12 protein-coding genes are annotated in these 13,256 nt (G+C 67.7%); 9 read left to right on the forward strand and 3 right to left on the reverse strand.

The features are described 5' to 3' along the window. The first annotated feature begins 46 nt into the window (after positions 1 to 46). The 3 genes from AC59GX_RS05410 (at position 47) to AC59GX_RS05420 (ending at position 5,155) form a co-directional block, all read left to right on the forward strand. The gene (locus AC59GX_RS05410; protein WP_426280741.1) at positions 47 to 2,089 is read left to right on the forward strand and encodes a M13 family metallopeptidase; all 2,043 of its coding nucleotides are present in this window, start codon (positions 47 to 49) and stop codon (positions 2,087 to 2,089) included. 290 nt (positions 2,090 to 2,379) lie between these two features. Further along, on the forward strand, positions 2,380 to 4,755 hold the full coding sequence (locus AC59GX_RS05415) for a hybrid sensor histidine kinase/response regulator (RefSeq protein ID WP_426280740.1): 2,376 nt from the start codon (positions 2,380 to 2,382) through the stop codon (positions 4,753 to 4,755). A gap of 49 nt (positions 4,756 to 4,804) precedes the next feature. Beyond that, positions 4,805 to 5,155 (forward strand): response regulator, encoded by a 351-nt coding sequence (locus AC59GX_RS05420; RefSeq protein WP_426280738.1) that lies wholly within the window; start codon positions 4,805 to 4,807, stop codon positions 5,153 to 5,155. 209 nt (positions 5,156 to 5,364) lie between these two features. Here the strand turns inward: AC59GX_RS05420 and AC59GX_RS05425 are convergent, their stop codons facing one another. Then, entirely contained in the window at positions 5,365 to 5,493 is a 129-nt protein-coding gene (locus tag AC59GX_RS05425) for a hypothetical protein (protein WP_426280737.1), read from the reverse strand. Between AC59GX_RS05425 and ilvD the strand changes: the two genes are divergently transcribed. The 4 genes from ilvD to AC59GX_RS05445 are packed head-to-tail and all read left to right on the forward strand — an operon-like array spanning position 5,492 to position 10,281. Further along, positions 5,492 to 7,213 (forward strand): dihydroxy-acid dehydratase, encoded by a 1,722-nt coding sequence (ilvD, locus tag AC59GX_RS05430; RefSeq protein ID WP_426280736.1) that lies wholly within the window; start codon positions 5,492 to 5,494, stop codon positions 7,211 to 7,213. The two genes, AC59GX_RS05425 and ilvD, sit on opposite strands and share 2 nt — an antisense overlap. Next, positions 7,194 to 7,601 carry an invasion associated locus B family protein gene (locus AC59GX_RS05435; protein ID WP_426280735.1) on the forward strand — a complete coding sequence of 136 codons (408 nt, stop codon included), beginning with the start codon at positions 7,194 to 7,196 and terminating at the stop codon, positions 7,599 to 7,601. The genes ilvD and AC59GX_RS05435 overlap by 20 nt, the downstream gene beginning before the upstream one ends. Further along, positions 7,598 to 9,076, forward strand: coding sequence for an NAD(P)H-hydrate dehydratase (locus AC59GX_RS05440; protein WP_497301175.1), 1,479 nt, complete (start codon positions 7,598 to 7,600; stop codon positions 9,074 to 9,076). The genes AC59GX_RS05435 and AC59GX_RS05440 overlap by 4 nt, the downstream gene beginning before the upstream one ends. Next, positions 9,073 to 10,281 carry a class I SAM-dependent RNA methyltransferase gene (locus tag AC59GX_RS05445; protein WP_426280732.1) on the forward strand — a complete coding sequence of 403 codons (1,209 nt, stop codon included), beginning with the start codon at positions 9,073 to 9,075 and terminating at the stop codon, positions 10,279 to 10,281. The genes AC59GX_RS05440 and AC59GX_RS05445 overlap by 4 nt, the downstream gene beginning before the upstream one ends. A 69-nt stretch (positions 10,282 to 10,350) precedes the next feature. Here the strand turns inward: AC59GX_RS05445 and truA are convergent, their stop codons facing one another. Both truA and fmt read right to left on the reverse strand, forming a co-directional pair. Further along, on the reverse strand, positions 10,351 to 11,091 hold the full coding sequence (truA, locus tag AC59GX_RS05450) for a tRNA pseudouridine(38-40) synthase TruA (RefSeq protein ID WP_426280730.1): 741 nt from the start codon (positions 11,089 to 11,091) through the stop codon (positions 10,351 to 10,353). Continuing rightward, positions 11,088 to 12,014, reverse strand: coding sequence for a methionyl-tRNA formyltransferase (gene fmt / locus AC59GX_RS05455; RefSeq protein WP_426280729.1), 927 nt, complete (start codon positions 12,012 to 12,014; stop codon positions 11,088 to 11,090). The genes truA and fmt overlap by 4 nt, the downstream gene beginning before the upstream one ends. Before the next feature lie 53 nt (positions 12,015 to 12,067). On the opposite strand from fmt, the gene recR reads away from it, so the two are divergent. Next, positions 12,068 to 12,664, forward strand: coding sequence for a recombination mediator RecR (gene recR, locus AC59GX_RS05460; RefSeq protein WP_056052820.1), 597 nt, complete (start codon positions 12,068 to 12,070; stop codon positions 12,662 to 12,664). A 46-nt stretch (positions 12,665 to 12,710) separates the two neighbouring features. Next, the gene (gene def, locus AC59GX_RS05465; protein ID WP_426280727.1) at positions 12,711 to 13,235 is read left to right on the forward strand and encodes a peptide deformylase; all 525 of its coding nucleotides are present in this window, start codon (positions 12,711 to 12,713) and stop codon (positions 13,233 to 13,235) included. Positions 13,236 to 13,256: the final 21 nt, after the last annotated feature.

Here is a 13,256-nt window from a genome sequence, read left to right on the forward strand (position 1 = left end):
ACGGAGTGAGTTTGACACAGCGCATCTGAAACTCCCGGAGAACCCCATGAAGTCCTTCATCGTCGCCGGCCTACTCGCCGCAACCGCCATCAGCGGCGTCACCGCCGCCATCTCGCAAACCTCTGAACCAAAGCCAGCGCCCGCCCCGACCGGCGCGCAATACGGCAGTTTCGGCTTCGACGAGAAGGGCATCGACAAGTCCGTCCAGCCCGGCGACGACTTCTACACCTTTGCCAACGGCAACTGGTCCAAGAACACCCCGATCCCCGCCGACAAGTCGAACTACGGCTCGTTCAACCTCCTGTCCGACCTGTCGGAGACGCGCACCCGCGGCATCCTCGACACCGCCGCGAAGGACCCCAACTCGAAGATCGGCCGCGCCTATGCGACGTTCCTCGACACCGGCACCATCGAAGGCAAGGGCCTCGCCCCGATCAAGCCCTGGCTGTCCAAGATCGCCGCGCTGAACGACCGCGCAGGCTATCCGGCCCTCCTCGCCGAGGCAGACCGCGCCGGCATCGGCGGCCCGTTCGGCGGCGGCGTCGGCCAGGACGACAAGCTGCCCGAGCAATACGCGCTCTCGCTAGGCCAGTCCGGCCTCGGCCTCCCCGACCGCGATTACTACCTCAGCACCGACGCCAAACTGGTCGAGGCGCGCAACGCCTACCGCGCCCACATCGTCAAGATGCTCACCCTCGCCGGCGAACCCAATGCCGAGGCACGTGCCACTGCGCTGCTCGCGTTCGAGACCGAGATCGCCAAGGTGAGCTGGACCCGCGTCGACAGCCGCGACGCCACCAAGACCTATAACAAGATGACCGTCGCCGATCTCGCCAAGCGCGCGCCCGGCTTCGATTTCGCCGCGTATTTCAAGGGCATCGGCACGCCCGTGCCGACCGTCATCGTCGCGCAGCCCTCCGCGATCACCGGCATCGCCAAGCTCGTCTCGACCGCGCCGATCGGCGTCCTCAAGGACCAGCTGATCCTCCGCTCGCTCGACGGCTATGCCGACGTCCTCCCCAAGGCGTTCGACGCCGAGCAGTTCGCGTTCTACGGCACCGTCCTCGGCGGCACGCCCGAGCAGGAAGCCCGCTGGAAGCGCGGCGTCCAGTTCACCTCGGGCGCGCTCGATGACGAGGTCAGCAAGCTCTACGTCGCGCAGTATTTCCCGCCCGAGACCAAGGCCGCAGCCGACAAGCTCGTCAAGAACGTGCTCGCCGCTATGGGCCGCCGGATCGACAAGCTCGAATGGATGGCGCCCGAGACGAAGGTGAAGGCGCACGCCAAGCTCGCCGCGTTCACGCCCAAGATCGGCTATCCGAGCCAGTGGAAGGATTTCTCGGGGCTGACGATCACGTCGGGCGATGCGTTCGGCAACGAATGGCGCGCCAACGAATGGCAGCACCAGGATAATATTTCCAAGCTCGGCAAGTCGTTGCAGCGTTGGGAATGGGGTATGACGCCGATGACGGTCAACGCCTATGCCAATTTCGGCATGGTCGAGATCGTCTTCCCTGCCGCCATCCTGCAGCCCCCGTTCTTCGACCCGAAGGCCGACGACGCGGTCAATTACGGCGGCATCGGCGCGGTGATCGGCCACGAGCTGAGCCATCATTTCGACGACCAGGGCTCGAAATACGACGCGAAGGGCCAGCTCACCGACTGGTGGACGGCCAAGGACATCGCCGGCTTCAAGGCGCTCACCGGCAAGCTCGGCGCGCAGTATGACGCGTACGAACCGCTCCCCGGCATGCACGTGAAGGGCCAGCTCACGATGGGCGAGAACATCGCCGATCTCGCCGGCCTGACGGTGGCGTACGACGCGTACCACACCGCGCTCGGCGGCAAGACCGCACCGGTCCTCGACGGCTTCACCGGCGACCAGCGCTTCTATCTGGGCTGGGCGCAGGTCTGGCGCCGCAACTACCGCGAAGCCAATCTCCGCAACCGCTTGCTGACCGATCCTCACTCCCCGTCGCAGCAGCGCGCTTGGGTCGTGCGCAACCTTGACCCCTGGTACGCGGCATACAAGCCGACGCCGGGGCAGAAGCTGTACCTCACGCCGGAGCAGCGCGTCCGGATCTGGTAAGGGACGGATCGCACACTTCGGGTTCCCCCGCCTCCGCGTGGGAACGGCAGGGGCGATGTTGATTGTGACCCACCTATCATAGCCGCCACCCCGGCGAAGGCCGGGGCCCAGTTGCGGGACGTTACTGACGACGGACGGCGCTTCGTTACGACCACCTTTCCAACTGGGCCCCGGCCTCCGCCGGGGTGATGTTTCCTTTTGGGAGCGTCGCAGGGATCAAGGGTGATCGCCCCCAACAATCCCGCAACCCGCTTGACGCCCAACCCCGCAACAGCGGATGACTCCCCCCAATGGCATCGCTCGCTTTACCCACCCCCGCCCGCAACGCAGCATTCGTCGCCATAGCCTCGGGCGTCGCCGCCGCCGCGATCGTGCTGCTGCTCGTCGGCAGCTGGATCGCCGCCGCCGGGTTCTTCGCCGCCGCCATCATCGTCATCGGCGCGCTGATCGCGTGGCGCCTGCTCAACCCCGTCGCCCGGGACGCGCCGCGGCCGGTAGATTGGGACCTCACGCGCACCGTCGCCGAAGCCGGCACCGACGCACTCGCGATCACCGACCGCGCCGGGCGGCTCGTCTGCGCGAACGACGCCTACGAAGCGCTGTTCGAAGGCTTCCCGACACCCCCCGGCCTCCCGCTCGACGAAGCCGGCAACGCAGCACTCGCCGACGCCGGCCGCTCCGCCTGGCGCGACGGCACCGCGCAGGTCGAGCGGCTGAACGCCCGCAACGTCTGCCTCTCCGCCCAGATCGCGCGCGCCGGCGACGATGCCGACATGCTCGTCTGGCGCTTCGTCACCGCGCAGGAACACGACCTTGCCGAAACGCTCGCCGCGCTGCTGACCGGCCCGACCGGCGACCGGCTCGGCGGCAGCGGCATCATGGCGGCGTTACTCTCGCCCGACGGTCGCGTCCGCACTGCCAACCGTGTCCTCCGCGCGCGGGCGTGCGGCGACGAATACGATACGATCGAAGGTCGCGACTTCGCCCGCTTCCTGATTACCGACAGCCGCGGCCTCGTCCGCTTCGAGCGCGAAGGCCTCGAAGGCACGCCGCTCCGCGTCCTTCAGATCCCGTTCCTCGACGGCGACGACGCGCCCGTGCTGGTCGCGCTGCTCGACGAGGAGGAGAACGCCCCCGCACTCGGCGCCAGCGCCTCCGCCCACGTCCGCAGCCTCGTCAGCATGATGCCGTTCGGCATGGCGCTGGTCGATCGCGACGGCCGCTTCCTGCAGATGAACGACTCGTTCCTGCGTGCCGCCGGCGTCAACGCGGTCGCGCCGCCGCTCTATCCTGGCGACCTCGTCGTCCGCGAGGACAAGGCCGCGGTCGCCGACGCGATCCGCAAGTTCGCGAACGGCGCGACGCACTCCGCCGACATGGCGGTCCGCCTCAAGGATCACCCCGACGAGCCGGTCGCGCTCACCATCGCCGGCGCGCGTGGCCTTGGCGATGCGGCCGTGCTGCTCAGCCTCAAGGACAATAGTGAGGAGTCCCGCCTCAAGCGCGAGGTCGCGCAGGCCACCAAGATGCAGGCGGTCGGCCAGCTCGCGGGCGGCGTCGCGCATGATTTCAACAACATCCTGACCGCGATCATCGGTCACTGCGACCTGATGCTGATGCGCCATTCGCCGGGCGACAGCGATTACGACGACATCCAGCAGGTCCGCACCAATTCGAACCGCGCCGCCAGCCTGACCCGCCAGCTGCTCGCCTTCTCGCGCCAGCAGACTCTCCGCCCGCAAATCCTCCAGCTCCCCGACGTAGTCTCGGAGGTGTCCAACCTGCTCAAGCGGTTGATGGGCGAGAACGTCCGCCTCGACATGACGCACGGCCGCAATTTGGGGCCCGTCCGCGCCGATCCAGGCCAACTCGAGCAAGTGGTGGTCAATCTCGCGGTCAACGCGCGCGACGCGATCGTCTCGGCGAACGCGCGCGGCGGCGGCGTGCTCACGATCACCACGCGCGCCGTCCCCGCAGCCGAAGTGCGCGAGATGGCGTCCGATATCCTGCCCGTCGCCGACTATACCGCGCTGATCGTCCAGGACACCGGCACCGGCATACCCCCCGACGTGCTCCCCAAGATCTTCGAGCCGTTCTTCACTACCAAGGAATTCGGCAAGGGCACCGGGCTCGGCCTCTCGACCGTCTACGGCATCGTCAAGCAATCCGGCGGCTACATCTTCGCCGACAGCAAGCCGGGGCAGGGCGCGACCTTCTCGATGTACCTGCCGGTCCATTCGGCGCCCGCCGCGACTCGACCCGTGGTGATCAAGCCCGCACCGAAGCCGGTCGACCTGTGGGGCACGGGCACGATCCTGCTGGTCGAGGACGAGGACATGGTCCGCGCCGTCGCCGAGCGCGCGCTCACGCGGCAAGGATACACAGTGCTGACCGCGGAAAACGGCGAGATCGCGCTGGAAGTGCTGGAGAAACACGGCCGCCCCGATCTGCTGATCAGCGACGTCGTCATGCCGCAGATGGATGGCCCGACGATGGTGCGCCACGCGCGGGAGAAATTCCCCGACCTGCCGATCCTGTTCATGTCGGGCTATGCCGAGGAGCAGCTGCGCAAGTCGATCGATCTGGACAACGTCGCGTTCCTGCCCAAGCCGTTCTCGGTGCAGGAATTAGCCGAAGCGGCACGAGACGTGCTTGCCGCACGCTGACTCGAACAAGATGTTGGCAAGTCGTAACAATCCCGACTATGCGAGAAATATGACCGCTACCCAACAGATCCTCATCGTCGAGGACGAACCGTTGATCGCCATGATGCTGGAGGATTTCCTCGAGGTATTGGACAAGGGAGTCGCGGGCTCGGTCGACACCGTCGCCGATGCCTTGAAGCGGATCGAACAGGGCGGCGTCGATGGCGCGATCCTCGACGTGAACCTGCGTGGCGGCGAGAAGAGCACCGCAGTCGCCGAGGCATTGGCGGCAAGAGGCGTCCCGTTCGTCTTCGCCACCGGTGGCGGCGATGACGGCGTCGCCCCGGAATTCCGCGACCGTCCGCGGTTGCAGAAGCCCTTCACGATGGACGGCGTCGCGAAGGCACTCGAAGGCCTCTGATACTAATCGATAGAGCGCCAGGCGCCCCCCTTCTGCCCCCCTCCCTGAAAGGGAGGGGCCGGGGGTGGGTCGGCCGATTGGGCAGGGCGACGTCAGCCAACAGGCCAACCCACCCCCAACCCCTCCCTTCCAGGGAGGGGAGTAATCCCGCTAAGCCTCGTCATTCCCGCGAAGGCGGGAACCCATACTGGCAGACCTCACTAACAATATCATGAACCGTTGCCGTTCTGGATCCCCGCCTGCGCGGGGATGACGAGATTGAAGCGGTCCCCCTCCGCTAAAAATCGACGCAACTCTCTTGCGTAAATACCCCCTCCCGCGACATAGGCGTTCGCCATGACCCGCACATTCGATAAATCGCGCCTGCCGAGCCGCCACGTCTCCGTCGGCCCCGAACGCGCCCCGCACCGCAGCTATTACTACGCGATGGGTCTCGACGAGGAGCAGATCGCGCGCCCGTTCGTCGCGCTCGCGTCCGCCGGCAACAACTCGGCGCCCTGCAACACCACGCTCGACGCGCAGGCCGATGCCGCGCAGGCCGGCGTCATCCAGGGCGGCGGCATGCCGCGCCGGTTCAACACGATCACCGTTACCGACGGCATCGCGATGGGCCATCAGGGCATGAAGGCCTCGTTGGTGAGCCGCGAAGTCATCGCCGACTCGGTCGAACTCTCAGTCCGCGGCCATTGCTACGACGCGCTGGTCGGGTTCGCCGGCTGCGACAAGTCCTTGCCCGGCATGATGATGGCGATGCTCCGCCTCAACATCCCGTCAGTGTTCGTCTATGGCGGCTCGATCCTGCCGGGCCGGTATCAAGACCGCGACGTCACCGTCGTCGACGTGTTCGAGATCGTCGGCAAATACGCCGCCGGCGCGTGCCCGCTCTCCGAAGTCCACGCGATCGAGAAGGTCGCGTGCCCCGGCCACGGCGCATGCGGCGGCCAGTACACCGCCAACACGATGGCCTGCGTCGCGGAAGCGATCGGTTTGTCGATCCCGAACAGCAACATGGTGCCGGCTCCTTACACCACGCGCGAACAGATCGCCGTGGCGGCCGGCGCGCAGGTCATGGAGTGCCTCGCCGACAACATCCGCCCCCGCGACATCTGTACGCGCGAGGCGTTCATCAATGCCGCACGCGTCGTCGCTGCGACCGGTGGCTCGACCAACGCCGCGCTGCATCTCCCCGCAATGGCGTCCGAAGCCGGCATCGAATTCGACCTGTTCGACGTCGCCGAGATCTTCAAGACAACGCCGTACATCGCTGACCTCAAGCCCGGTGGGAAGTACGTCGCCAAGGACATGTACGAGGCCGGCGGCGTCTACATGCTGATGAAGACGATGCTCGCCGGTGGTTTCTTGAACGGCGATTGCCTGACCGTGACGGGCAAGTCGCTGGGCGAGAACATCGACCAAGTGACGTGGAACCCCGACCAGAAGGTCATCTACGACATCAAGACCCCGCTGACGCCCACCGGCGGCGTCGTGGGCCTGCGCGGCAGCCTCGCCCCCGATGGCGCGATCGTGAAGGTCGCCGGCATGCACCGCCTCCAGTTTTCGGGCCCGGCGCGCGTGTTCGATTGCGAGGAGGACACCTTCGCCGCGGTCGAGAATCGCCAGATCAACGAGGGCGAAGTCATCGTCATCCGCTACGAAGGTCCCAAGGGCGGCCCCGGCATGCGCGAGATGCTGTCGACCACCGCCGCGCTCTACGGCCTCGGCATGGGTGAGAGCGTCGCGCTGATCACCGACGGGCGCTTCTCGGGCGGTACGCGCGGCTTCTGCATTGGCCATGTTGGCCCCGAAGCAGCGGACGGCGGCCCGATCGCGCTGGTCGAGAACGGCGACATCATCCACATCGACGCCGAGGCCGGCACGATCGACCTCGACGTTCCCGAGGACGTCATGGCGGAGCGTCGCGCCGCGTGGGTGCCGCGCACCAACGATTACGGCTCTGGCGCACTCTGGCGCTATGCGAAGACCGTCGGCCCCGCGTACAAGGGTGCCGTCACGCACCCTGGAGCGGCAGCCGAAACCCATGTCTACGCGGATATCTAAACGATTACTGACGGTTGCCGCGCTTCTCTCGCTCCCGCTCTCAGCGTGCGGGCGGGGGCAGCCGAGCAGCGAACAGGTCGCGGCAAAGCAGCGCACTGAAACCGCCGGGGACAGCCGTATCGCCTGTGCGCAGGGTGGAGCCGCGTTCGCGTCGACCTGCACGATTGAGCAGGCGCAAGGCAAGGATGGCCTGATCCTGACGATCCGCCATCCCGACGGAGCCTTCCGTCGGTTGCTGGTAACGCAGGACGGCCGCGGGGTGATCGCGGCGGACGGCGCGGAGGTGGCGAAGGTCACGATCACGGGCACGGACGGCATCGAGGTCGCACTGGGCGGCAACCGCTATCGCCTCCCGGCCACCGTCAAGGGTACGACGAAGCCGTCATGATTGGGATCGAAGGCCAGCCGGTCCTCACCGCCGCCGAAATGCGCGCAGCGGAGGACGCGGTCATCGCTACCGGCGTCTCGGTGGATACGCTGATGGAGCGCGCGGGCACCGCGGTCGCACACGCGGTCCGCCGGTTGGCCGGTGCCAACGACGTCCTGATCCTCTGCGGCCCCGGCAACAACGGTGGCGACGGCTACGTCGCGGCCCGCGTGCTGGCGGAAATGGGTGTTTCGGTTCGTGTCGCGGCGCTGTCGGAACCCAAGACGGATGCGGCGAAGTCGGCGAGGGCAGGGTGGTCCGGCCCGGTCGACACGCTGGCGGAGGCGAAACTCGCGGCGATCCTGGTAGACGCACTGTTCGGCACCGGCCTTACGCGACCGCGCGCCACCGCTTCGTATTCAAGCAGTTCCCCCGCGGACGCGGGGGCCCAGCTAAATCCCAAGGGCTCATCTAGCGGCCTATCCTGGGCCCCCGCGTCCGCGGGGGAACGGTCTGTGGTCGAGTGTCTCCATTCCCTCGCGAACGCCGCTCAACTCAGCATCGCGATCGACCTCCCCAGCGGCCTCGCCACCGACTCAGGGGAGGCGCTCAGCACGCCGCCCGTCTTCAACCTCACCCTCGGGCTCGGCGCGGTAAAACCAGCGCACCTTCTCCAACCCGCCGCGCGTTATTGCGGCCAGATCCGTCTCCTTGACATCGGCGTTCCCACCGTCAGCCAAGTCGAGGTTCTCAAAACCCCCTCGCTCCCAGCCCCCGGCCCAGACTCGCACAAATACACCCGAGGCATGGTCGCGATCATCGCCGGCACCATGTCTGGCGCCGCCGACCTTGCAGCCCTCGCTGCGATGCGCGCAGGCGCCGGCTACGTGACGCTGCTTGGCGACAGCCAAGGCCCGCCGCATGCGCTCGTTCGCACGCGGTTCTCGGACCATGCACTCGCCAACGACCGGATTGGTGCGCTCGTCATCGGCCCCGGTCTCGGGCGCGACGATACGGCCAAGGCGCTTCTTGAAGCGGCGCTAAACACAGGCCATCCCCTTATCATCGACGGCGACGCCCTCCGCCTGCTCGATCCGGACCGAATCAAAGCGCTCGAGGTCCCCGTCATCCTCACACCGCACGCCGGCGAGTTCGACGCGCTCTTCGGCAAATCCGAAGCCGACAAGATCACCCGAGCCCGCGACGCCGCCACCCGCGCCAACGCCATCGTTGTCTTCAAAGGCGCCGACACCGTCATCGCCGCCCCAGACGGCCGCGTCCGCATCGCGCAAGGGTCCAGCGACTGGCTCTCCACGGCCGGCACCGGCGACGTGCTCGCCGGCGCGATCGGCGCGATGCTCGCCGCCAGGCTCGATCCGCTCGACGCAGCCTGTGCCGGAGTGTGGCTCCACAGTGACGCTGCCCGCCGATTGGGCGCGGCTTTCATCGCCGACGACTTGGCGGAAGCGCTCCGGTCGGCCAGAGCGGCCCCATGACCACTGACTCGACCTCTGAATCGAATATCGACACGATCATCCGCGTCGCAGCCCGCGGCGACGGCATGACCGCCGATGGCCGCCACGCCGCCTTCTCGGCCCCCGGCGACACGCTCGCCGCCGACGGCACCGTGATCCCCGGCCCACACCACCAGACTCCCCCCTGCGTCCATTTCCCGACCTGCGGCGGCTGCCAGCTCCAGCATCTCGACGACCAGGCCTATGCCGAGTTCGTCACCGACCGCATCGCCTCCGCGCTCGACGGCCAGGACCTGTCCGCCCCGATCCGCACCCCGCACATCTCTCCCGAGCGCAGCCGCCGCCGCGCGACGCTCCACGCCGAGGCCAAGGGCGGCAAGATCACGCTCGGCTTCACCGCCGAGAAGGCGCACACGATCGTCGACATCAAGGAATGCTGGATCCTCGATCCGCGCCTGTTCGCGCTCGTCCAGCCGTTGCGTTTGCTGCTCAAGCGCCTCAACTTCCGCCGCCGCGCGGACATCCACCTGACGCTCGCCGACCAGGGCGCGGACATCCTGATCACCGGCTTCGCCCCCGAAGGCCTCCCCGCCGCCGAAGCGCTCACCAAATTCTGCGAAGATCACAAGATCGCCCGCGTAGCCTTCGACGACGGCCTTGGCCCCGAGACGCGCTGGGAACCCGACGCGGTCACGATCACCTTGGGCGGCGTCCCCGTACCGCTCCCGCCCGCGTCGTTCCTCCAGGCCACACCTGATGGCGAGGCCGCACTCACCGCCGCCGTCCTGGAAGCGATCGGCAAGCCAGCGACGGTCGCCGACCTGTTCGCCGGCCTCGGCACCTTCACACTGGCAATCCCCGCCAAGGTCTACGCGGCCGAAGGCGCACGCGACGCGCTCGGCTCGCTGAAGGCCGCCGCGCACCGGACCCAGCGGCCGGTCTACCCGGAGCACCGCGATCTCTATCGCCGCCCGCTGACGGTGGCCGAACTCGATCGCTTCGACGCCGTGGTGATCGATCCGCCCCGCTCGGGCGCGCGCGAACAGGCGACCGCGCTGGCGGAGTGCAAGACGCCAGTGATCGCCTATGTCTCGTGCAACCCGGCCAGCTTCGCGCGCGATGCCAAGGAGCTGTGCGATGCAGGCTGGCGGATCGACTGGGTCCAGCCGGTCGGCCAGTTCCGCTGGTCGACGCATGTCGAGCTAGCCGCAAAGTTCGTCCGCTAACCGAAAAAGCTTGTTCCCCCGCGAAGGCGGGGGCCCAGACTGGACCCCCGCCTTCGCGGGGGAACAAGCTTAGGGGTAAGCCGCACTCACGAAGAACAACCCATCGGGCGGCGCATTCAGCCCCAACATCGCCCGATCCTTCGCCGCCAGCGCCTTGGCGACATCGCCAACCGCCCATCGCCCCATACCCACCAGCGCCAGACACCCGACCATAGAGCGCACCTGATGATGCAGGAACGACCGAGCCGCCGCATAGACAAACAGCCGCTCCCCCTCCCGCACAACCTCGAGCCGATCGAGAGTCCGCACCGGACTATCCGCCTGGCAATGCGCCGACCGGAACGTCGTGAAGTCATGCCGCCCGACCAGCGCCCCCGCAGCCTCCGCCATCGCGTCTGCATCCAGCAACTGCGGCACCTGCCAAGCCAGCCCCGCCTCGAACGTCAACGGCGATCGCCGGTTGACGATCCGGTACTCATAAGACCGCCCGACACACGAAAACCGCGCATGCCAATCGTCGTCGACCACCTCGCACGCCAGCACAGACACCGGCGCGGGCTTCACCAGCGCATTCAGCCCCTCCATCAACCGAAACGCGGCGAGCGGCTTCGCGATGTCGACGTGCGCGCGCATCGCCATCCCGTGCACGCCCGCATCGGTCCGCCCCGCCGCCTGCACCGACGCGGTCTCCCCGGTCATCTTCAACACCGCGGCCTCCAGCGCCGCCTGCACGCTCGGCCCGTGCTTCTGTCGCTGCCAGCCCATGAACGGCCGCCCGTCGAACTCCACCGTCAACGCGAACCGCGTCAAAGCTGCGTCCCCGACCGGATCGGAAACCCCCGGAGCAATTCCGTGGCAGAGGTGACGCCGCGCCCCGCCCGCTGCACCAGGGTCGGCCGTATCGCCCCGTCGCCGCACCCGATCGTCAGCTCGGCATTCACCGTCAGCCCCTCGCACCCAAGAAACGAGAACGGCAACACGTCCGCGGCCAGTACCTTCACCCGCTCGCCGGCATGCTCGAACCACGCCCCCGGCGCCGGGTTCATCGCCCGCACTAGCCGCTCGACCTCGACCGCGGATCGCTCGAAATCGATCCGCGCCTCCGCCTTGTCGATCTTCGCCGCATAGGTAACGCCCTCCTCGGGCTGCGGCCGGGCAGGGTAGGCGTCGAGATCGCCCAGCACCTCGACCATCAACCGAGCTCCCATCGCGGAGAGTTCGGACGTCAGATCCCCCGCAGTCTTGCCGACAATCGGCGTCCGTCCCTCGAGCCTTACCGGCCCGGTATCCAGCCCCGCCTCCATCTGCATGATCCCGACGCCCGTCTCGGCATCGCCCGCGAGGATAGCCCGCTGCACCGGCGCCGCCCCGCGCCACCGCGGCAACAACGACCCATGCACGTTCAGACACCCGAACCGCGGCGCCTCCAGCACCGCGCGCGGCAGAATAAGACCATAGGCCGCAACGACCGCCACATCCGCGCCCAAGGCCGCAAACGCCTCGCGAGCTTCCAGCCCCTCCGGCAAAGACGCCTTGAACGACACCGGCGTCCGCACATCGATCCCCAGCGCCTCGGCCCGAAGCTGCACCGGCGACGGCACTAGCTCTCGCCCACGCCGCCCGCCCGGCCGAGCCGGCTGGCAATACGCCGCCACCAATTCATGCCCCGCCGCGACGAGGGCCTCCAGCACCGGCACTGCGAAGTCCGGCGTTCCCATGAAGATGATCCGCATGGCCCCTCTCGAACACGCTGGCGGGGAGCCGCGCAACCCCCTATCTGTTCCCTATGGCATCCCCCGAGATCGAGGCGCTGACGCAGGCGCTGGCCCGGCTCCCCGGCCTCGGCCCCCGGTCCGCACGTCGTGCCGTGCTTCATCTGCTCAAGAAGCGCGATGCGGCGCTGGGTCCGTTGCGCGAGGCGCTGACCGCGGTCGACGAGCGGCTGGAGAATTGCTCGACCTGCGGCAACGTCGACACCACCAACCCCTGCGCAATTTGCGCCGACCCGCGCCGCGACCAGCGTTCGCTGTGCGTGGTCGAGGAAGTCGCGGACCTCTGGGCGCTCGATCGATCGCGGCTGTTCCCCGGCCGCTTCCACGTCCTCGGCGGGCGGCTGTCCGCACTCGAAGGCATCCGCCCCGAAGACCTGAGCATAGACAGCCTCGTCCGCCGCATCGAAGCCGGCGGCATCGACGAAGTCGTCCTCGCGATGAACGCCACGCTCGAAGGCCAGACCACCGCGCACTACATCGCCGAGCGCATCGAACGCTTCCCGGTCCGCGTCACGCAACTCGCGCACGGCCTCCCAGTAGGGGGCGAACTCGACTATCTCGATGAGGGCACGCTGGCGCAGGCATTGCGCGCACGACGTCCGATGGCTTGAGCCAGGTGCTTGACGCACCCGGCACGTGTACCTTAGCGGACGCGCTATGACCGTCATGACCGTTCTCGAAGTCCCCGATCCCCGCCTGCGCCTCGTCGCCGAGCCGGTGGAGACGGTCGACGACTCCACCCGCACGCTCGTCGCCGACATGATCGAGACGATGTACGACTTCAACGGCATCGGCCTCGCCGCGACCCAGGTCGGCGTGCAGAAGCGAGTTCTCGTCATCGATCTCCAAGAGGAGAAGGACGAGGACGACAAGCCGATCAAGAACCCCAAGGCGTACATCAACGCCGAGATCCTGTCGGTCAGCGACGAGGTCTCCACCTACAACGAAGGCTGCCTCTCGATCCCGGAGCAATATGCCGAGGTGGCGCGCCCGGCGCGGTGCCGCGTGAAGTGGCTCGACGAGACCGGCGCGGCGCATGAGGAGGATTTCGACGGCCTGCTGTCGACCTGCATGCAGCACGAGATCGACCATCTCGACGGCGTGCTGTTCATCGACCACATCAGCCGCCTGAAGCGCGACATGGTCATGAAGAAGCTGGCGAAGCAGCGCAAGCTGGGGTGAGGGGCGTGGGTGTCGGCGCTG

This window comes from Sphingomonas sp. 320_CC, assembly GCF_059691795.1.